General features: G+C 38.3%; 17 protein-coding genes and 1 other RNA gene. 6 read left to right on the forward strand and 12 right to left on the reverse strand.

Annotated features, from left to right (window positions below; all coding sequences use genetic code 11):
• Positions 1–5: 5 nt before the first annotated feature.
• Entirely contained in the window at positions 6–2,603 is a 2,598-nt protein-coding gene (gene clpB, locus D1013_RS11220; protein WP_121848920.1) for an ATP-dependent chaperone ClpB, read from the reverse strand.
• A gap of 159 nt (positions 2,604–2,762) precedes the next feature.
• Between clpB and ytxJ the strand changes: the two genes are divergently transcribed.
• On the forward strand, positions 2,763–3,155 hold the full coding sequence (gene ytxJ / locus D1013_RS11225; protein ID WP_121848921.1) for a bacillithiol system redox-active protein YtxJ: 393 nt from the start codon (positions 2,763–2,765) through the stop codon (positions 3,153–3,155).
• 30 nt (positions 3,156–3,185) lie between these two features.
• Here the strand turns inward: ytxJ and D1013_RS11230 are convergent, their stop codons facing one another.
• Together D1013_RS11230 and fahA are read right to left on the reverse strand one after the other, a co-directional pair.
• On the reverse strand, positions 3,186–4,373 hold the full coding sequence (locus D1013_RS11230) for a hypothetical protein (RefSeq protein WP_121848922.1): 1,188 nt from the start codon (positions 4,371–4,373) through the stop codon (positions 3,186–3,188).
• Between the two features lie 118 nt (positions 4,374–4,491).
• Positions 4,492–5,778, reverse strand: coding sequence for a fumarylacetoacetase (gene fahA / locus D1013_RS11235; RefSeq protein WP_121848923.1), 1,287 nt, complete (start codon positions 5,776–5,778; stop codon positions 4,492–4,494).
• A 111-nt stretch (positions 5,779–5,889) separates the two neighbouring features.
• On the opposite strand from fahA, the gene glyA reads away from it, so the two are divergent.
• Complete coding sequence (gene glyA, locus D1013_RS11240) at positions 5,890–7,164, forward strand: serine hydroxymethyltransferase (RefSeq protein WP_121848924.1); 1,275 nt, start codon at positions 5,890–5,892, stop codon at positions 7,162–7,164.
• Between the two features lie 118 nt (positions 7,165–7,282).
• Here glyA and D1013_RS11245 read toward each other — a convergent pair whose 3' ends face one another.
• The 8 genes from D1013_RS11245 to D1013_RS11275 all read right to left on the reverse strand — a co-directional run bounded on the left by D1013_RS11245 (position 7,283) and on the right by D1013_RS11275 (position 15,241).
• A complete protein-coding gene (locus D1013_RS11245) occupies positions 7,283–7,948 on the reverse strand; it encodes a hypothetical protein (protein ID WP_121848925.1) in 666 nt (221 codons plus the stop codon).
• 168 nt (positions 7,949–8,116) lie between these two features.
• Positions 8,117–8,788, reverse strand: a complete 672-nt coding sequence (locus D1013_RS11250; protein ID WP_121848926.1) for a response regulator — start codon at positions 8,786–8,788, stop codon at positions 8,117–8,119.
• A 13-nt stretch (positions 8,789–8,801) separates the two neighbouring features.
• Positions 8,802–10,766: a tetratricopeptide repeat-containing sensor histidine kinase gene (locus tag D1013_RS11255; protein ID WP_162987885.1), complete on the reverse strand. Its 1,965-nt coding sequence runs from the start codon at positions 10,764–10,766 to the stop codon at positions 8,802–8,804.
• Between the two features lie 200 nt (positions 10,767–10,966).
• A complete protein-coding gene (locus D1013_RS20370) occupies positions 10,967–11,131 on the reverse strand; it encodes a hypothetical protein (RefSeq protein WP_162987886.1) in 165 nt (54 codons plus the stop codon).
• A gap of 143 nt (positions 11,132–11,274) precedes the next feature.
• Entirely contained in the window at positions 11,275–12,006 is a 732-nt protein-coding gene (locus tag D1013_RS11260; RefSeq protein WP_121848928.1) for a LytR/AlgR family response regulator transcription factor, read from the reverse strand.
• 240 nt (positions 12,007–12,246) lie between these two features.
• A complete protein-coding gene (locus D1013_RS11265) occupies positions 12,247–13,764 on the reverse strand; it encodes a hypothetical protein (RefSeq protein ID WP_121848929.1) in 1,518 nt (505 codons plus the stop codon).
• Between the two features lie 34 nt (positions 13,765–13,798).
• A complete protein-coding gene (locus D1013_RS11270; RefSeq protein WP_121848930.1) occupies positions 13,799–14,191 on the reverse strand; it encodes an acyl-CoA thioesterase in 393 nt (130 codons plus the stop codon).
• The gene (locus D1013_RS11275) at positions 14,192–15,241 is read right to left on the reverse strand and encodes a glutaminyl-peptide cyclotransferase (protein ID WP_121848931.1); all 1,050 of its coding nucleotides are present in this window, start codon (positions 15,239–15,241) and stop codon (positions 14,192–14,194) included.
• A gap of 132 nt (positions 15,242–15,373) precedes the next feature.
• On the opposite strand from D1013_RS11275, the gene ffs reads away from it, so the two are divergent.
• The 3 genes from ffs to fsa all read left to right on the forward strand — a co-directional run bounded on the left by ffs (position 15,374) and on the right by fsa (position 17,132).
• Positions 15,374–15,472: signal recognition particle sRNA small type (ffs, locus tag D1013_RS11280), an RNA gene on the forward strand.
• Between the two features lie 123 nt (positions 15,473–15,595).
• Positions 15,596–16,405, forward strand: a complete 810-nt coding sequence (locus D1013_RS11285; RefSeq protein WP_121848932.1) for an SDR family oxidoreductase — start codon at positions 15,596–15,598, stop codon at positions 16,403–16,405.
• A 70-nt stretch (positions 16,406–16,475) separates the two neighbouring features.
• Positions 16,476–17,132 (forward strand): fructose-6-phosphate aldolase, encoded by a 657-nt coding sequence (gene fsa / locus D1013_RS11290; RefSeq protein ID WP_121848933.1) that lies wholly within the window; start codon positions 16,476–16,478, stop codon positions 17,130–17,132.
• A 54-nt stretch (positions 17,133–17,186) separates the two neighbouring features.
• On the opposite strand, the gene D1013_RS11295 is transcribed toward fsa, so the two are convergent.
• Positions 17,187–18,569, reverse strand: a complete 1,383-nt coding sequence (locus D1013_RS11295; RefSeq protein WP_121848934.1) for a transaldolase — start codon at positions 18,567–18,569, stop codon at positions 17,187–17,189.
• A gap of 177 nt (positions 18,570–18,746) precedes the next feature.
• Between D1013_RS11295 and D1013_RS11300 the strand changes: the two genes are divergently transcribed.
• The gene (locus tag D1013_RS11300) at positions 18,747–20,375 is read left to right on the forward strand and encodes an ABC-F family ATP-binding cassette domain-containing protein (RefSeq protein WP_121848935.1); all 1,629 of its coding nucleotides are present in this window, start codon (positions 18,747–18,749) and stop codon (positions 20,373–20,375) included.
• The last annotated feature ends 4 nt before the right edge of the window (positions 20,376–20,379 follow it).

The following is a 20,379-nucleotide window of genomic DNA, read 5'->3' on the forward strand; positions in this document are numbered from 1 at the left end:
AAATCTTACACCAACTCCTCTTGATTTCTAAATACCAACTCATCTTCAAATGAATCGATTAACACGATACTTTCAGCACTAATACTACCTCTTAGCAGCTCTTTAGATAGCTTATTGAGTACCTCTTTCTGAATGACCCGTTTGATAGGTCTTGCCCCGAATTGAGGGTCAAAACCTCGGTCTGCCAAATATTCGATGGCCTCTTCAGTAGCATCGATAGTTATATGTTGCTTTGCGACCACTTTTTTCAACTGCTCTAACTGTAAACGAACAATCTGTGAAATATCTTCTTTGTTCAAAGGAGTGAACATGATGATATCATCGATTCTGTTCAAGAACTCAGGCCTGACCGTCTTTTTTAAAAGACCCAACACTTCAACCCTTGCAGTTTCGGTAGCACTATAAATATCGTTACTGTTCTCGAACTTCTCTTGTATGATGTGGCTGCCCATATTACTGGTCATGATGATAATGGAATTTTTAAAATCTGCCACGCGCCCCTTATTATCCGTTAATCTGCCCTCGTCCAACACTTGCAATAAAATGTTGAAGGTATCTGGATGGGCCTTTTCAATCTCATCTAAAAGCACAACGGAATAAGGTCTTCTTCGAACAGCTTCTGTGAGCTGGCCACCTTCGTCATAACCCACATATCCTGGAGGTGCACCTACCAATCTACTCACCGAATGGCGTTCTTGGTATTCGCTCATGTCGATGCGAGTCATTGCATTTTCATCATCAAATAGATATGATGCCAACGTTTTAGCCAATTCGGTCTTACCGACCCCTGTGGTACCTAGAAATAAAAAGGAACCGATAGGTCGCTTTGAGTCTTGCAGACCTGCCCGACTTCTTCGAATGGCATCCGACACGGCCTGAATGGCCTCTTCTTGACCAACAACGCGTTTATGCAGAACATCTTCGAGCTTCAATAGCTTTTCCCGTTCGCTCTGTAACATTTTAGTTACCGGAATCCCTGTCCACTTGGCAACCACCTCTGCAATGTCCTCATTCGTAACCTCTTCTTTAATGAGCGTTTCGTTTTCTTGCTGTTCTTGAAGTTCTGCCTGAAGCTTTTCAAGTTGCTCTTGGGCCTGCTTTATCTTTCCGTACCGTAATTCGGCTACCTTACCGTAGTCACCGTTTCTTTCGGCCCGTTCGGCTTCCAGCTTGAATTCCTCGATATCATGCTTGGTCTTTTGAATGTTGTCGACCACTGATTTTTCGCTATCCCATTTGGCAAAAATCTCGTTTCTTTCTTCCTTAAGATTGGCCAAATCAATATTTAGAGAACTTAGTTTTGCTTTGTCATTCTCACGTTTAATGGCCTCAATCTCAATTTCTAACTGCATAATCTTACGGTCGAGTACATCAAGTTCCTCGGGCTTTGAGTTGATTTCCATGCGAAGTTTAGATGCTGCTTCATCCATAAGGTCAATAGCCTTATCAGGTAAAAAACGATTGGTGATATAACGCTGGCTCAATTCGACGGCAGCTATGACCGCATCATCTTTGATTCTAACCTTATGATGGGCTTCATACTTTTCTTTAATCCCCCTGAGAATTGATATAGCACTTTCTGTATCGGGTTCATTGACCGTCACTTTTTGAAACCTTCGTTCAAGCGCTTTGTCTTTTTCAAAATACTTTTGGTATTCATCTAGGGTAGTGGCACCAATGGCCCTCAATTCACCCCTCGCTAAAGCAGGTTTCAATATATTGGCAGCGTCCATGGCACCTTGTCCACCACCGGCACCCACCAATGTATGTATCTCATCAATAAACAACACAATGTTACCATCTGAAGAGGTTACTTCTTTAATTACCGATTTTAAACGTTCTTCAAATTCACCTTTATATTTAGCGCCAGCAATAAGCGCACCCATATCTAAGGAGTAAATAACCTTATCTTTCAAATTCTCAGGTACATCACCCTGAATGATTCGATGGGCCAACCCTTCGGCGATGGCAGTTTTACCCGTGCCCGGTTCACCTACTAACATGGGGTTGTTCTTGGTGCGTCGCGAAAGAATCTGTAAAATTCTTCGAATCTCTTCATCACGACCAATGACAGGATCCAACTTACCACTATCGGCCAGTTCGTTCAAGTTTTTCGCATACTTGTCTAAAGAATTATAAGTGTCTTCAGCGCTAGCAGAAGTTACTTTGCCACCACCTCTTAATTCTTGAATTGCAGCTTTTAAATGTTTCTCATTGGCACCTTGGTCTTTTAATATCTGAGAAATTTTACTTTTAGACCCGAATATGGCCAAAATAAGATGCTCTATGGATACATATTCGTCGTCCATTTTTTTAGCAATTACGCTGGCCTCTGTAACTGTTCTGCCTGCTTCTCTGGAAAGCATAATATCACCACCTGATACTTTGGGAAAACTCTCAAGCTCTTTGTCAAGAATCTGCTTCACTATAGAAACATTCATGTTGAGTTTTTTTAATATAAAGGGCAATACATTTTCATCTACTTCCCAAATGGCTTTGAACAGGTGTTCGTTCTCTATTTGTTGGTGGCCCAGTGACTGCGCAATCTGTTGCGCCTGCTGAATGGCCTCCTGTGATTTAATTGTATAATTATTAAAATTCATCTGATTATATCTTTAGCTTATTGTTACTTTTGATTTGCTTAAGTCAATAACCCTACCAACGGAAAGAGACAGACAAAATGTCTGTTAAAGCCACTGTTTACAGGACATTTCGGCAGATTTTGCATTGGTAGGATTAAGTTATAAACTAATTATTTGAAAATGGGATTATTTGGCAGTTTGTTCGGAGGAAAAGGAGAGAGTGAAAGCAGTTCATCAAAAATTCCTTGGGTTGATTTGAAAGAAATAAGCCAGTTGGAAGAAATTAAGGCCAACTCTTTTAATAGGCCACAAATCATCTTCAAACATTCGACTACCTGCGGTATCAGCAGGATGGTGTTGAATATGTTTACTAAGGATTATACCTTGGAAAATGACCAAATGGATTTTTATTTTCTTGATTTACAACAATACAGGCCTGTTTCTAACGAGGTTGCCCACCAGTTCAATGTTGTTCACCAATCACCGCAGTTATTGATTATTAAAGATGGCGCAGTAGTGGCCCATGATTCGCACGGTGCCATTACAGATTTAAAGCTTGAGATTTATATATAAAAAAAGCCCCTAGAAATAGGGGCTCTTTTTTTAGTTGAATTTCTGTCGCTGAAGTATTGATTTCAATCTGTTTTTTAAATCTTCACCCGCGTCATAAACCATTTGTTCGTTAGTGGGAAATGGTACTTCTTTTAACTTTACTAGGCGAACCAAGTCGTTCTCCAGCGCTCTTTTATCCCCATCGTAATTTGCGTAATTATGTTCGAAGATAAACTCACTGGTAAGCGGGTAGGTCTGTAATGGTTGCTTGGTTCTTAAATCGGTAAACTCTACCATGCCACTTACTTGGGCGGTTTTTAATTGTGTGAACTGATAGAAGTTACATTTGACCGTCTTGAATCGATCGATCTTAATTTTGTTACCAAGGCTGTCTTTGAGAATGTTACCTTGTCTGTCGGTGGCATATTTATAGCCATCTTTGATTTGTCTTTCTTTTATTAATTGCTGTTCACTAATTCTTTCAGGAGATATTAAAATACTCTTGAAGGCTAGATTCATATGATAATCATAGTCGATTTCTGCCTGCGGATTAGTGTGAAATTTGGTCCATAATTGATTTAAACCATAAATATCAAAATTGAGCATTTCTTGTTCAAGTCTTGCGGGTATGATTTGCTCGGTTTCATTGATTAAATCGACCCGTACGTAATCAAGACCTTTTTCAAAGGCTTCTTGCATTTTTTGTCTTGTGTCATCAAAACCGGGTTCGATTTCATTCAAATAGGCTAAATCATCATAAGCTTGTCTATAGTCTTGTTTGGTAGCTGCACTTTGTAACAGGCTTGTTGCGTTGTCGTATAAGTACTCAGCTAAATCATCTTTACTATCGATAATTTCGTCATTGTAGTTATTAAAAACAAACTTAGCTTTTCTGTGCTCATCCTGAACCTGTAGATGTAATAAAGGTTTGATACGCTCTTGAATGGTATTCAAATTTACGTATGAATTATAAATTTCCTCAAAATGCACCGGGCTTTCGTCTTCCTTCAAAAATTCTATTCGCTCAAGTTCCCTTTCCGTATTTTTCCGATATGCTTCCTCAAGCAATAAAATATAAGGTTGATTCGATTTTTTTCCTTTGTTTTTAGCGAGGTTATCGATAGAGGTATAAATAGCCTGATTATAATCCCCAATATTTAAGGCTTTTTGGGTCTTTTTCAACCCTCCGCAGGCAGTCAACAAAGTTACTGCCGTTATAAACAGTATATTTTTCTTCATAACATACGATTTATGGTTTTGCTTGATAAATTCAAGCAGCGTGCCAAAACTTATCTTTTCACTAACGCAAAACGATGAACAATCGTATGAAATCGATTAAAGTAACAAACCTGAAGGGCTAATTTTTGAATTCAAGGGCTGGTAGTAATTTGGTAGCGGCTTCACCGAAACCAATTCTAACAGAAGAATTTTTACAATAGCCACGTAACACCACCGTATCATTATCTTCTACAAACCTACGCTCAGAACCATCGTTAAGCTTTACAGGGTTTTTTCCCTGCCAAGAGAGTTCTAGCATCGAACCATAAGAATCTGGCGTAGGACCGGAAATGGTGCCGCTACCCATCATATCACCACTATTGATTTTACAACCGTTTATGGTATGGTGGGCCAATTGTTGGGCCATTGTCCAATACATATATTTGAAATTCGACTTTGTCACGGTTGTAGCGCTTTCGTCATTGGTAATTAGGTCAACCTCTAATGAAATATCGAAACTATGCTTGCCGTTCAATTGCAAATAGGGTAGAGGTTCAGGTTCTTGCGAAGGGCTATCTACACGAAAGGGTTCTAAAGCATCTAAAGTAACGATCCACGGAGATATGGTAGAAGCAAAGCTTTTTGCCAAGAACGGACCTAAAGGAACATATTCCCATTTCTGAATATCACGGGCGCTCCAGTCATTGAACAGTACCAAACCAAATATATAATCTTCAGCTTCATGAACCGGAATAGGTTCACCCAAGACATTAGCATCTGTAGTAATAAAGGCCATTTCAAGCTCAAAATCTACCAATTTCGATGGTCCAAAAACAGGTTTTTCGGCTTCTTTGGGTATCGTTTGGCCAACCGGTCTTCTTATAGGTGTTCCACTTGGTATAATCGTTGAACTTCTACCATGATATCCTACGGGCAGATGCAACCAGTTAGGCAATAAAGCATTTTCAGGATCACGGAACATGCTTCCTACGTTGGTGGCGTGCTCTTTGCTAGAATAAAAGTCGGTGTAATCGCCAATCTGCACTGGCAATTGCATTTCGATTTCGTTCATAGCGAACAAGACCACATCTTTATGGTCTTTATTGTTCTTCAATTCATCATTCGATATTTCAAAAATTTCACTGATACGATTCCGTACCGCTCTCCATGTTTTTTGACCATCGGAAATAAAATCGTTCAAAGTATCCTGTAGAAAAATATCATCCGTCAACGGTATATCCTTAAAATAACCCAATTGATGCAAGGCACCCAAGTCAATAGCATAATCTCCGATTCGAGTACCGATAGTAATGATATCGTCTCTTGTTAAAAATACCCCGAACGGTATGTTCTGAATGGGGAAATCGGAATTATCGGCTACTGGTAACCAAGTTTTTCTCGTAGGGTCATTTGCAGGAATGGGCATGTCTATTTTGTTAATTTTTATTTGATAAATTGAGAATCAAATATATTATTTTATAGGTATAGACAATGAGTAATTCGTATTTTTGCGGCTCATTTAACACAATATTGACGTATGCAACGCGACACGCAAATTTTTGATTTGATAGCCGAGGAAAAAGAACGGCAACTAAGTGGTATTGAGCTGATAGCTTCTGAGAATTTTACTAGTCCGCAGGTGATGGAAGCTGCTGGCTCTGTATTGACCAATAAGTATGCTGAAGGGTACCCTGGCAAACGTTATTACGGCGGTTGCGAGGTTGTCGATAAAGTTGAGCAATTGGCCATCGATCGCGCTAAAGAACTGTTCGGAGCAGCGTATGCCAATGTTCAGCCACATTCAGGTTCTCAGGCCAATGCCTCTGTATATCACGCGTGTTTGCAGCCAGGTGATACCATTCTCGGGTTCGATTTGTCGCATGGCGGTCATTTGACCCATGGGTCGCCCGTAAATTTCTCCGGTCGCCTGTACAATCCTGTTTTCTATGGTGTTGACAAAGAGACTGGTGAATTAGACTATGATAAAATTCAAGAACTAGCGGAAAAAGAGAAGCCAAAGATGATTGTGGCAGGAGCTTCCGCTTATTCTAGAGATATGGATTTTGAAAGGTTCAGGGAGATAGCCGACAGTGTCGGGGCTTTATTGCTTGCCGATATCTCGCACCCGGCAGGTTTGATAGCCAAAGGTTTGTTGAACGATCCGATACCTCATTGCCATATTGTAACCACAACTACCCATAAAACATTGCGCGGACCGCGTGGAGGTCTTATTTTGATGGGAGAGGATTTTGATAACCCATTCGGCATAAAACTTAAGAACGGAAACTTAAGAAAAATGTCGGCTTTATTGGATTTAGCTGTCTTTCCAGGTAATCAAGGTGGGCCATTAGAGCATATTATTGCTGCCAAGGCAGTTGCTTTTGGTGAAGCTTTGACAGACAATTTCCTTCATTATGTTATTCAAGTGAAAAAGAATGCCGAGGCTATGGCAAAAGCGTTCGTGGCCAAAGGGTATAATATTATTTCTGGAGGTACCGACAACCATATGATGTTGATTGATTTAAGAAATAAAGATATCACAGGAAAGGATGCTGAAAAAGTCTTGGTTGAGGCGGATATTACAGCCAATAAGAATATGGTTCCTTTCGATGACAAATCTCCGTTTATTACCTCAGGTATCAGATTTGGTACCGCGGCTATTACTACTCGAGGGTTGAAAGAAGATGACATGTCAACTATTGTAGACCTGGTAGATGAAGTATTGACGAATGCCGAAAATGAAACTAAAGTAAAAGAGGTCAAGCAAAAAGTTAATGCATTGATGAAGGGTAGAGAGTTGTTTAATTTCTAATCTGCCCTTACTTTACTATCAGAGCATTAAAAAAGGTTGCCCGACGGGCAACCTTTTTTGGTTAGAATAAAAATGCTAAAGTATAAGGATAATTGTAAGTCGATTTTAAGACGAAGAATCAATCTTCATCGGTGCTGAGCATAAACAAATCACCATTCTCAAGGTGAGAAGCATTTAGGTCATAAATCACGGCATCGTCTTCAGACTCAAAATAGAGTCCCCAAAAATTGAAATAATCTTTTTTGCAATGATTGGAAACCTCTACGTTTCTAAATAATATTTTGTCGGTGGCCGTATGCTCTTCTTCAAAAACGGGAACATATATTTCATAGGGCGTTTCTGAAAGACCTTTACTAAAATGAACATAGTGTTTGCCCATTTCCCTAAGAATATTGTCTAACTGCTCTGCAATACTTCGTGAATAAATCTTATTAATGATAATTCTCGTGTCTTTGAACAGAATTGAGAGTTCGTCGATGTCAACGGTGATCAGGTTTTCTCTTCTGAATTTATCCAAGATGGCGACGAACGAAGAGCTATTTTGTTTGAAATTGCCCCATGTGCCTCTATTGAAATGAAATAGCATTTCTACGAGACTTAAATTACATTCTAGTTCTACAGCAAGGTTTACGCCATTGTTGTTGTTGGAACAATTGCGTACCGTAGCTTCTGAAAAAAAGTATTTTTCCAAGCTTTTTCTAAAGCTTTCAATCCCCTCCAGCCGCAAGTCTATGTTGTAACCTCCGGAAGAATTGTTCTCGAAATTATCTGAAAATGAAGGCATAAACGTATAGTGTAATTCAATTGACTATCAAAAATACCTTGAGAACCCACTAAGAAGACAAAGAAAAACCCCAATTTTTATGGGGTTTTTCTTTGTTTTGAGATATTTAACATATAATTATCTCAAAGCCAATAAATTGTATCTTTTTTCGGGTCGCGGAATACTATGTTAAATAAATCCGCGTTTGCGCGCTTCTTCGATTAAAGCGAAATCATTTCCGTTTTCCACTCCGAAAATTACTTTAAGATGCCTTTTTCTATTTTCGACAGTTGTACTGGCAGCTGCAACAATAGAGGAAATATCCTTTGTTTTGGTACCGATGGAAAGTTGATAAAGAATTTTTTTGTCCCTTTCATCGATTTGGTCTTCATTGGCCATTTTTCTTCTAATGGCTTGCAGGGCTGCAGCCGTATAATAAGGTGGTTTAAAGAGAACGGTTTTGACCATATCTTGTAAGGTTCTTTCATCAACCTCCGATTTGACCATGTATCCATCAGGATTTACCGTTTTCAATATATTGTTGATTCGGTAACTATCGCTAAATGAGGATAAGAAGACAATTTTTGAGGAAGGGGAAATTTCTTTTGCCAAGAGGCCTAAATCTTGGCCACTTCTTTCTTCCTTCGCGTTTTCCGGAAACATTGAAATATCAAGTAAGATAATATCGTAAGGTATTCTTTTGGCAGAGCTTTCTATTTCAGCCTTGCCCTTTAAGTAACTGGGAGCAGTATTTACTACCACTTTAAAGTCGTCAAAGTCAGTTCCTTCTAAAGTATATTTATAACCCAAGACAATCATTTCATGATCATCTACCGCAAGTATGCGTATTAAATTATCCATACAAAAACATCATCTATACCGGTGCCGTCTGCGAAGCGGACTTGGTAGGAATTTTGTTCAAAGGTACATTAAAACTTACAGTTGTGCCTTGGCCAATATTACTTTCTATATTCCAATTACCGTTAAGTTTTTCAACTCGTGAAGCCATGTTTCGCATGCCAATACCTTTTTTGCCCCTTTTAACGGCAAAGCCCTTACCATCATCTTTGACATTAATCGTTAAGATATTTTCATTGACATTTAAATCAAGTTCTATGTGTTTGCAGTTAGAATGTTTTACACAATTTTGGAGACTTTCTTGAATTAGTCGATAAAGATTGATTTTGGTGTTGCCTTTTAGACTGTCCCAATCAAAATTGGGTTCATAATTGAAAGTATATTCGAAATTGCCTGTTTTTTGTACGGTGGATAACAAATCTTTGACCGAGTAGATAAAGTTGTTGATTTTTTGATATGCGGCATGGCTCAGTTCATGCGATATGGCTCGAATTTCTTTTTCTACATCTTGCAAGGCATCAATAGCTTTTTTGCGCTCGCTTTCGGCATCTTCTCCATTTCTTTTGTTCAGCCCTGTCAATACCATTCGTGCCCCTAACATTCTGCCCAAGACGCCATCGTGTAACTCTTCTGAGATGCGCTTTTGCTCTTGTTTTTTACCTTCTTCCATTTTCTGGTTTTGGGCCAACATTAAATTGAAAATTTCGTGGTTGGCCGCCTGCTGTTGCTGTTGAAAACGTAATTTCTGGTTTTTCACCCTTTGGTCAAGAATGAAATACGACATTACACCCAAAAGCAGTACAGCAAGGGCAATACCTGTCCATAATTGCTTTTGTCTTGAAAGAAGTAAATTTTCGGCAATGAATTCGTCGGTTTCAAAACGAATTCGAGCAAACTTGTTTCGTACTTGGCGTTCTTCTTGCTGTAAACTATCGTTTAAAGTAATGTAATTACGAGTGTAGTCCGAAGACAATTCTGGCTGTAGTTTGGCCAAAAGCTGAAGCGTGGATAAGGTTCGGTCATTATTATTACTTTCTCGTGCAAAGTTTAAGGCCAGTTTAGCCTGTTGAATGGCTGTCGCCGTATCTCTTTTTGCTAAATAAAACTCTGAAAAATTGTAATGAGCCCGTGCCAAGCCGGGAATGTTTTCTATACTATCTAAAACAGCTATCGATTCTTTTAAATCGTTTTCGACTCCATTGGTAGAGCCAGCTTTAAGCCTACTATAGGAAAGATGGTTGAGAGCCAACCCATATAATTTTGGATTGTTGTCTATTAAGTTGGCTTCATTTAAAACTTTTTGAAAATAAGGGATCGACTCTTTGTATTTGCCTTGTTCTTGATAAACCACGCCTATATTGTTCTGCAGACTGGCGTCAAAATTGTTCTTACCCTGTATTTTCTCTTGATATTCGGCAGCGGTTTGATAGTATTCAATCGCTCGATCGTAATCCCTCAATTCTTTGGTAACAGAGCCTAAATTACTATAATTATAGAATAAGTGTTTATTTTGATTTAATGGTTTTAAAAGTTCTATCGCCCTAATGGTATTTATTTCGCTGCCCGTATAATCTCTAACCGTTGCCTGAGTTCTAGCCATGTTATAGAGCATTCGAGCACTCTCAAAATCCTTTTTCAAATTTTCGTAAATCTTTTGAGCTTTGGAAAAATGATAATAAGCACTATCTGGAAAAGCTTCATTATTAAAAAATATGGCTAAATCCCAATGTGCTTCTGCTCCCCTAATTGAATCATTAGCCTCTTCTGATAATTGTAAGACTAACTTATTTGTCCTTCTGAAATTGGCAGAGTCCGGAATTCTAGAATAAGCAAAGGAAATTCTAGAAATTAAACGACGTTGAGTCGAGTCATTGCCTATTTCTTTACAATTCTGCTCAGCTTTATTGAGATATTCCTGTCTTATAGAATCAGAAAAACCACTGTTGCGACTACTATCAATCCATAAGTTTATTGAATCCAACAAAACCTGATTTTCAAAGTTTTTGCTGTTCACCCCAGACTTTGAATTACATGAAAATAATGCGAAGAAGACTGCAGTAAAGCAGATGAGGAAGAAGGATTTGTATATTATGTATTTCTTAAGCATTCGGCGGCACTTAATTACAAGGTATAAAAAAAGCCTTAATTTTCATTAAGGCTTTTTGTTATATCGATATCTAACTATCCATTGTCTCTTTCATCTTGGGGGATATCATCACCATCGACAGAAGCATCAATGTTTAGGTCATAAACCGCATCGGTATCTTGTACGTTGTTTTCAGCCTCACAAGAGAACATTCCGATTGACATTACTACTACTGCGAAAATACTTGCTACTTTTTTCATAATTAAAGTGGGATTTTTTAGGGGTTATTGTTATTTCTTGGTGCTAAACTACCACCAGGATGTGGAAAACAAACGACCCGCTAAAACTTATTAGTATATGACGCAGTTCTATGAGTATCTGACCGTATTCTACTAGAATTTGGTCAGTTAAGTGCAGAAATCGTGTTTTTTGACAACAACTGTTTCAGGTAATCTATGTTTTTACGATATGATTTCGAGAAAGGAAGCTGCTGCTTATTCTGTTTTAGTGTGCAGACCGATTTGCCATAACTTATGCGGGAGATGCAATCGGTGTTTACTATGTAGCTTTGATGAATTCGTACAAAATTTTTAGGTAATTGATTTTCAAATGTCTTTAACGTTTTAAAGGCATTGTTTATTGTACCGTCTTTCATGATGAACTCGGTGGCATTATTGTCTGCCCTCAAGTAAAGAATTTCATCGGTGTTAATGTATTGAAAATCACGGTAAGAACTTAAGCATAGAGTTTGCGGCTCGGCTTCCACCGGCATTTGCTTTTTAAGTCTAAGCAACGACTTACGAATATCAAACTCATTATATGGCATAAGCCAATAATCGAAAAATCCGTTTTTAATGGCATCATATGCATGTTGCTTTCCTTTGGCTATGCCAATAATGATGGGCAACTTGGTTATGTATTGATGAAGTTCCATCACCATTTGAAAATATTCATGCGCTTTTTCGTTCAAATTGATGAAAACGATGTGTGGAGAATACTTTAAAATGAAGTTGATACCCTCGTTGCTGTCTTTTGCAATGGAGGTACAAGTAAAATCACCATACTCTTCTAGGTAGTGTTGCAGCTGAAGGTTTGATGCTGCGTCGGAATCGATTATGTTATAATTGTATTCCACGGGTTAGAAGATTTTAATGCAAATTACCAATTGTATACTGTTCTAAAACCAAGTATTTCCCCCGATTATTTGGGGTTTTTATGCCTAAATTCCTGAAAATTAAGCAGTTTGAAAGAAAATACCTTCAAAAAAACATAAAAATGTAAGAAAATTACTAATTAATAAAAATTAGGACTTTAAAATGTGAATTTGATTATTCTGGTAATCTACAGATATGCTTAATTGAGAATCTTACAAAATCTAATCCGGCACTGTTACAAATTCAAAAGCGCCCAAATCTGGTGGGTTGGTTCGTTCATTACCTAGAACATCTAGAGGTAAATCATTTAGGGTCTCAGAGGCACCCTTGTCTATAACAAACGAGGATGATTGTAGACGAAAATCGTTTTGAAGGCTGTTATTGAATCCTTCATCTTCATTCAAAAAAACGTTATTATACAATTCTTGATTTTCAAAATCATATAACCCGCCTGCTTCATTATTCCCCGAATAACGAATCAGACTATTTTGAAAAAAGAAACTGATGGAATTCGATTGATTATCAGATAAATAAAGCTCATTATTTCCATTTCCGGTCACAATTGAGTTGATGAACTCTGCTTGTATCAAATCACTATTTTCAACTTCGGCAATAAGTGAAGCGGAATTATCTATTTCTAAGGCGGAGCCTACTCTAAAGCCTTGAGACCAATAGTTGGCTATCGTGCAGTGTTGAAAGGAGTAGCGGCCTCCCGCAGAAATTTTTACTGAATTGATTCCTGCATTTCCAAAAACAACATTGTCACTTCTGATATCGGCTGAAATAGCATGAAGATTGATTGAAGAAGAATTGTAGATTTGACTATTTTTTAAGTGGAGAGAGGAGGTTTGACCCTTAATGGTAAGTCCATTTACGGCATTTTTTAAGGTAAGATGTTCAATACGGCTTTCGACCTCGCCTTGGTCGATTATTAATCCCCCCCATTGACCAGCTATTTCCGAATAGTCATCTATCAGCCTATCACCTTGAAATATGATTTCATTTTCTAGGGTTAGGGTATCTACACTTGCACTTCCGTTGATTTCAATTGAAGATTCTTTGCTAATATAAATACCACTGTTCTTATGAAAATACAATCGGGCTCCAGGTTCTATAATTAATTTATCACCGTCGGGTACCTTTGCATACCCATATATTACATAGGGTTTTTCATTGTTAAGAGTAAGATGTTCGGCTGAGAGGTCGAATGGTTTTATGCTGACCTCGTTTCCTTGATGATCGGTGTAAAGGGGTATCGGTTCTGTTGTTACATTGCTATTTTCCTGTGAATAAAGAAAAATGGCGTTTTTTATGAGTGTAACCAAAGGCACTTTTTGTTGATTACTACCAACATCAAAATTGAGAATATCGGTATACAGCATTTGATTAGTGCTGTCGTTGGTGATAGAATGGTTGGTTTCTATAAATATAAAAAGGCTGTCTTTTGAATTGATAGGAATGTCGGAGAACATTTTGCCGGCCACTCCTTCTACATTGAGTCGATAATTGCTTTCTAGGCCAGACTCCAAAGAAATAGAAGGAATTTCAATGTCTTCTTTACTATCGTTATAAACCTTTAAAAGATAGGTGGCGCTACCGATACCGGAAAAGATGGTGTCTAAAAAAACGGTGTCTTTAGAAAATCTAAGGTTTCCGTTACTTGGGGAATAGTCGAAATCTTTTCTACATGATAAACATGCTATGGTGACCATTAAAAAAAACAAGAATATTTTTGGCATGATTACCCATTTATAGCAAAGTTGCCTTAACGTATTATTTCGAAAACATATCGATAACCTGTTTAGGTATTCTAATCGGTCTTTGACTTTCTTTGTTTAAAAGGCACCATTTGGTAGTAGAACGGATTAGCAACTGGTCAGATTGTTCGAAATACATTTCAACAATTCGTTCTGAAATGGCTCCTTTGCTTTTATTGATGTATGTTTTTATAACAATCTCATCTCCAAGCTTTGCGGCTGCTTTATACTCGATATGGTGGGTCATAACTACCCAAACAATATCTTTTTTTACTTCTTCAGAAACGGCCACTTGCCAGTGTTCTTTTGAGATATCTTGAATCCATTGAACATATCTAACATTGTTCACGTGGTTCAGTTCGTCCAAATCATCTTCACCGACGATTATTGTCTTTTGGTATGAACGCATTTATTTCTTCTCGATGGTCACCTCAAACATTTTATCCCATTCTTTTCCGGTCACGAAGAAGGTCTTGCGAGTAGGGTGGTACGCAATACCGTTAAGAACATTGTCAGTGTCGCTCCAAGTACTATGATGGGTTACCTTACTGCTTAAACCACTGAAATTAATAACACCTTCTATGGCGCCAGAGTTGGCATCAATAATCATAACACTGGGTTTTTGATAGACATTGGCGTAAATCTTTCCGTTTACAAATTCCAGTTCATTTGCACTGTCATTTATTGATTTGTTGGTAACGGTTTCTATGCTTCCTTCTTCCACTAAGGTCTGCGGATTTAAGAACCATATTTTCTCAGTACCATCACTTTTGAAGAGTTTTTTGCCATCATTGGTCAATCCCCATCCTTCTTTACTTTGGCCATATTTAAAACTATCAAGACGTTTCAAGCCCAAATCGTAAGTGAAACCGGTACCACTACGCCAGGTGAGCATATAAATCTTATCGTTTAAAACGGTAATTCCTTCTCCGAAATAAGTGTCCTCAAGTTCCACTATCTGGTAAGGTTCTCCTGTTTCCCAGTTCACTTTTCTCAAAGAAGACCGGCCCTTTTTACCTGTACTTTCATAAAGGGTATCTTTATAAAATTCAAGACCTTGGGTGTATGCTTTGTTGTCGTGAGGAAATTCATTGATAATTGTATAGGTATAGATTTCGGGAGCTTTACCGGCTAAGACCTTAATAGCTTTTGAAACCTCTACCGATTGGTCTTCATATTTGACCGTTGCATTGATTGTTTTGTCGCCCAATGTAGTAGCATCGAGAACAATTTTACCGTTTTCAACGTTCAACTCTTCACCTTCGAGGGTATAAGTAACGTCGTCAATAGTCTTGTTTTTCTTATTCTTGATTGAAATACCTACCGTCTGGTTTTGTTGAAACTTGTTTCCCCCACCATCAAGCTCTATTTCAAAAAGTGAAGCCGGGGCTTTTTCACCTCCGCAGGCGAGAAAGAATAATAGAATAAAACTTGAGGAAAAAAATTTGATAAAATTCATTTGTGATTTCAGTTTATAGCTCTTTATAAAACAGGATATTCGGTGACAAAAATAGCGAACTGTAATCAATATTGGAACAGAATTATGAGTGCAAAGAATTGTGAAAGCAACAAAAGGTTGTATATTTGCGGTCGGCAAGTCCTACACGACCAGCTCCTGTAGAATCCCCCAGGGTGGGAACGCAGCAAGGGTATACGGTCGTAGCGGTGCGATGTAGGTAGCTTGCCTTTTTTTATGCCCTAAAGTCAAGGTTTTCTACTCGAATTTGTAACTTTTTTATTTGTTTTTGAGGGTCTTCGCCATATTCCTTTTTTCTTTCCCTTTGGCGTATTTAATTTGTTATTTTGCAACCATATGGAAAATAAGGTAGTACTTATTACTGGAGGGTCTTCAGGTATAGGAAAGTCAATAGGTCTATACCTACAATCTATGGGGTTCAAGGTATACGGAACCACAAGAAGCTTAGCGAAACATAGTGATTTTGAATCGTTTGAACTACTTGAACTGGATGTAACCGACAAAAATAGTATCGATTCTGCGATTAAACATCTTCTGGTTAAAGAAAACCGAATTGATGTGCTTGTCAACAATGCAGGTGTCGGTATTACCGGACCCATTGAAGAAACACCCCACGATGAAGTGCTAAAGGTTTTTAATACCAACCTGAACGGACCGTTGCATATGGTTAAATCGGTGCTTCCTCAGATGAGAAAACAGAAAGAAGGTCTTATTATTAATATTACCTCTATAGCAGGTTATATGGGCCTGCCATTTCGCGGGGTGTATTCTGCGACCAAAGGGGCTCTCGGTATAATTACCGAAGCCCTGAGAATGGAAGTGAAAAATGACCAAATCAAAGTATGTACTTTAGCACCAGGTGATTTTAATACGAATATAGCGGCAGGTAGATACCATGCTCCCGTGAAAGAAAACTCACCCTATAAGCAGCCATATGGTGCTACACTAAAAATGATCGATGAAGATGTGGTCAATTCAGGAGACCCCATTGCAGTGGCAAAAGAGGTATATAAAATCATAAATACCAAAAACCCTAAGGTGCACTATAAGGTCGGGGAACCCCTTCAAAAATTTTCAACCTTTTTGAAAGGCATACTACCCGATAAACTGTACGAGAAACTATTGCTTAAGCATTATAAGTTGTAATTTCGTAACCGTGGTATTTTCCACAAATATTGATAAAGCTTAAATTCAAAACCTAATAAAAACAACTGGAATGAAATTTTTTATAGACACGGCAAACCTTGACCAGATTCGTGAAGCACAACAGCTTGGTGTTTTAGATGGTGTAACTACCAATCCTTCTCTGATGGCCAAAGAAGGAATTACAGGTAGAAATAATATTCTAAAACATTATGTAGATATCTGTGAGATAGTTGACGGTGATGTTTCTGCAGAAGTAATTGCCACAGACTTTGAGAATATTGTAAAAGAAGGGGAGGAGCTGGCCGAACTACACGAGCAAATCGTGGTAAAGGTACCTATGATTGAAGATGGTGTAAAAGCCTTAAAATATTTTTCGGATAAAGGTATCAGAACCAATTGTACCCTTATTTTCTCTGCAGGCCAAGCGCTTTTAGCTGCAAAGGCCGGAGCAACGTATGTTTCTCCATTTATCGGAAGGTTGGATGATGTTTCAACTGATGGATTGAACCTTATCGCTGAAATTCGTCACATATATGACAATTATGCATTTGAGACCCAAATTTTAGCGGCTTCTATTCGTCATACGATGCATGTTCTTGAATGTGCCAAGATTGGAGCAGACGTAATGACTGGTGGTCTTTCTTCCATCACCGGATTGCTGAAACACCCTCTTACCGATATCGGTCTTGAGAAATTTTTGGCCGATTACAAAAAGGGTAATCAATAAGGCAAGTTTTAAAACAATAGGAAAAAAGGAAGGGTTTGCTCTTCCTTTTTTATTTTATAAAGGACCGTAAACATTGGCAAATGCATCTACAATCACCTCTTTTTTGGTAATAATGCATTTGTTTAAAGGGTAGACGATAAGCGCCTTGGTAAGTTCATCGAAATTCGGGGCCCTATATTGGTTCTTAGGGTCAAGGCCCGAACTTTCTAAAAGAGCCTTCCAATGGCCTTCTTCCGTTTTGATATTGATGCCTACATAATTGTATTTAGGCTTTTCTTCCGAAAGTTTATCAATTCTCTTCTTAATGTTTTCAAAATGCTTTCTATCGATTCCCGACCAAAAATAGAATACTGTATTGTTATCTGAGGCGATTTCGGGGAGCGATATTTTATTTCCATCAAAATCCAACACCTGAATACCGGGTATAGTCTTATTGGGCTGAATGTTCTTGATACCCTCGTAGAGCGTATTTATTTCTTCTATATGCCGATTATTGCTTGAAAGTTCATGAAAACCGTTGATAAACTGTTCATTGTTCTCTTCGCTATCGTGAACCTTTAAAAGGTAATCGAAGGCTACGTTTCTAAACAGATTATCTTTCAGTTCTTTTTCAGCAACCAAACTATCAATAATATGAAGCTTGTGCTTACTGAAGTGTAAGTTGTTGCGGGCAATTAACTCGTCATCATCACAGTCATTAGAACAGTGTACGTAACTCAAATTGCCAACGTGATTTTTAACAAAATTGTAATAGGGCCTTAAATAAGTAAGGTCGTTATCGTTAAAGGTAATATCACTTCGGTAATCATAAAAATTGTCTGGCAGTTCATCAACTACCTCATTTTTGGTACGACGACGATGTCTGAAAGGGTAACCCTCTTTGTACATGTTGTAAGTATAGAAAACACTGGCAAATGCAATCTTTTCTTCTTTTTCAGACAGTTCAGATTCCGACTTTAGGTCGTCTAAAACGGCAAGTTTATCAGCTTTTAGAGAATCGATTTTCTGGGCAAACTCTTCTGGTTTCAACCAATAATAAGACCGTATTTTCGATGCTTCCTCTTCATTGGCCAAGAATAATTCCAATAGAAAATTGTTCACTTCTTCGCCTCTTCCTGAAAAAATAAGTGATTCATCAAAATCAACGGTATTTAATCGAATGACAATACTGTCTCCATTTTCAAGAAAAATATACTGAACCTCCGGGTCATGGTTGAAATGATAAAGACCCTCTGAAATAGAATCGAATGTGAATAAGAACCTATTATTATTATCAAGTTTTGCCGAATCAATAATTTCATCGCCTTTGTAGAGTACAACCTGATTACTGGTAGGATTGACTATTTCACCCGAAAAATGGACGTTACTATTGGGCTTTTCGTTTGACCCACAGGCTGCTAAGAAAAAAAGAGAGAGATAGAGTAAATGTTTATTCATATATGAGCACCTCCGATACCATAACAAAATTAAACAACACCATTTGCTACGCTGTTAATAGCGAGTTAAAAATTAATGGTTTACGTTAAGGAAATTGATGAAAAGTATTGATTGCAAGATTATTGGCAAGGCATATAAATTTCTGTATTTTTGCACGGATTTTAAAAAAGCAGCGCTATGTTATCGGTATCTAATTTATCTGTCCAGTTTGGTAAAAGAGTATTGTTCGATGAAGTAAATGTAAGTTTTACCGAAGGCAATTGTTATGGTGTTATAGGCGCCAACGGTGCCGGTAAATCTACTTTTTTACGTATACTTTCAGGACAAATTGATCCTACTTCAGGACATGTTTCCCTTGAACCAGGCAAAAGAATGTCCATATTAGAGCAGAACCATAATGCTTATGATGAAAATACGGTTTTAGAGGCAGTAGTAATGGGTAATAAGCCCTTATTTGCTATTAAGCAGGAAATTGATGCTTTATATGCCGACTATACCGATGAGAATGCCGATAAGATTGGTGAGCTTCAAGTTCAGTTTGAAGAAATGAACGGCTGGAATGCCGATAGTGACGCCGCAGCACTATTATCAAATTTGGGCATATCGGAAGATTTGCATTATACCAGTATGACCGATTTAGATTCTAAATTAAAGGTGAGGGTTCTTTTGGCACAAGCGCTTTTTGGTAATCCTGACGTACTCATTATGGATGAGCCTACCAACGACCTTGATTATGAAACTATCAACTGGCTAGAAAACTTCTTGGCCGATTATGAGAATACAGTTATCGTCGTATCTCACGATAGGCACTTTTTAGATACCGTGTGTACCCACATTGCCGATATTGACTTTGGTAAAATGAATTTATATTCAGGTAACTATACTTTCTGGTACGAAAGTAGTCAGCTAGCTGCAAGACAAAGGGCACAACAGAACAAGAAGGCAGAGGAAAAGGCCAAAGAACTACAAGAGTTTATCGCAAGGTTCAGTGCCAACGTCGCCAAGAGTAAGCAAGCCACTTCTCGTAAAAAGATGTTATCTAAACTAAAGGTAGACGACATCAAGCCATCGAGCAGAAGATATCCGGCTATTATATTCGAAAGAGAAAGGGAGGCGGGTGACCAAATTTTAAATGTCGACAATCTTTCGGCGATTTCAGAGGATGGTGATCTACTTTTCAAGAATGTCAATTTAAACTTGGCCAAGGGAGATAAGGTAGCTATAATCTCTAAAGATTCGCGTGCCACAACTGCCTTCTATGAAATAATAAATGGCAAGAAAAAGGCCGATGAAGGTGAGTTTCAGTGGGGGGTAACTACCAATCAATCGTATCTACCTGCCGATAACTCTTCTTATTTTACAGAAAATATCAATCTAGTCGATTGGTTACGTCAATGGGCCAAGACTGAAGAAGAGCGTGAAGAGGTCTATATTCGAGGCTTTTTGGGTAAAATGCTTTTTAGTGGTGAAGAGGCGTTGAAAAAGTGTACCGTTCTCTCAGGAGGTGAAAAGGTTCGTTGTATGTTGAGCCGAATGATGTTGTTAAGGGCCAATGTTCTTATGCTCGACGAACCGACCAACCACTTAGACTTAGAGAGTATTACTGCATTCAATAATTCCCTGAAAAACTTTAAGGGAACGGTTATGTTCACAACGCATGACCATGAATTTGCCCAGACGGTTGCCAATAGAATCGTCGAGTTAACGCCTAAAGGCAACATCGACAGATATTTATCGTTTGAAGAGTACATGTCCGATAAGGCGTTAAAAGAGCAGAGAGAGAAGATGTACGGTGTGCTCGCGTAGGGTC

Source organism: Euzebyella marina (genome assembly GCF_003687485.1).
Taxonomy (GTDB): domain Bacteria; phylum Bacteroidota; class Bacteroidia; order Flavobacteriales; family Flavobacteriaceae; genus Euzebyella; species Euzebyella marina.

Excerpts from the sequence above, each read along its gene's own strand:
- D1013_RS11265 (WP_121848929.1), bottom strand. The coding sequence starts at position 13,764 with ATGCCAAAAATATTCTTGTTTTTTTTAATGGTCACCATAGCATGTTTA.
- D1013_RS11275 (WP_121848931.1), bottom strand. The coding sequence starts at position 15,241 with ATGAATTTTATCAAATTTTTTTCCTCAAGTTTTATTCTATTATTCTTT.
- D1013_RS11230 (WP_121848922.1), bottom strand. The coding sequence starts at position 4,373 with ATGAAGAAAAATATACTGTTTATAACGGCAGTAACTTTGTTGACTGCC.
- D1013_RS20370 (WP_162987886.1), bottom strand. The coding sequence starts at position 11,131 with ATGAAAAAAGTAGCAAGTATTTTCGCAGTAGTAGTAATGTCAATCGGA.
- D1013_RS11300 (WP_121848935.1), top strand. The coding sequence starts at position 18,747 with ATGTTATCGGTATCTAATTTATCTGTCCAGTTTGGTAAAAGAGTATTG.
- D1013_RS11285 (WP_121848932.1), top strand. The coding sequence starts at position 15,596 with ATGGAAAATAAGGTAGTACTTATTACTGGAGGGTCTTCAGGTATAGGA.
- clpB (WP_121848920.1), bottom strand. The coding sequence starts at position 2,603 with ATGAATTTTAATAATTATACAATTAAATCACAGGAGGCCATTCAGCAG.
- fsa (WP_121848933.1), top strand. The coding sequence starts at position 16,476 with ATGAAATTTTTTATAGACACGGCAAACCTTGACCAGATTCGTGAAGCA.
- D1013_RS11295 (WP_121848934.1), bottom strand. The coding sequence starts at position 18,569 with ATGAATAAACATTTACTCTATCTCTCTCTTTTTTTCTTAGCAGCCTGT.
- glyA (WP_121848924.1), top strand. The coding sequence starts at position 5,890 with ATGCAACGCGACACGCAAATTTTTGATTTGATAGCCGAGGAAAAAGAA.
- fahA (WP_121848923.1), bottom strand. The coding sequence starts at position 5,778 with ATGCCCATTCCTGCAAATGACCCTACGAGAAAAACTTGGTTACCAGTA.
- D1013_RS11250 (WP_121848926.1), bottom strand. The coding sequence starts at position 8,788 with ATGGATAATTTAATACGCATACTTGCGGTAGATGATCATGAAATGATT.
- ytxJ (WP_121848921.1), top strand. The coding sequence starts at position 2,763 with ATGGGATTATTTGGCAGTTTGTTCGGAGGAAAAGGAGAGAGTGAAAGC.
- D1013_RS11245 (WP_121848925.1), bottom strand. The coding sequence starts at position 7,948 with ATGCCTTCATTTTCAGATAATTTCGAGAACAATTCTTCCGGAGGTTAC.
- D1013_RS11270 (WP_121848930.1), bottom strand. The coding sequence starts at position 14,191 with ATGCGTTCATACCAAAAGACAATAATCGTCGGTGAAGATGATTTGGAC.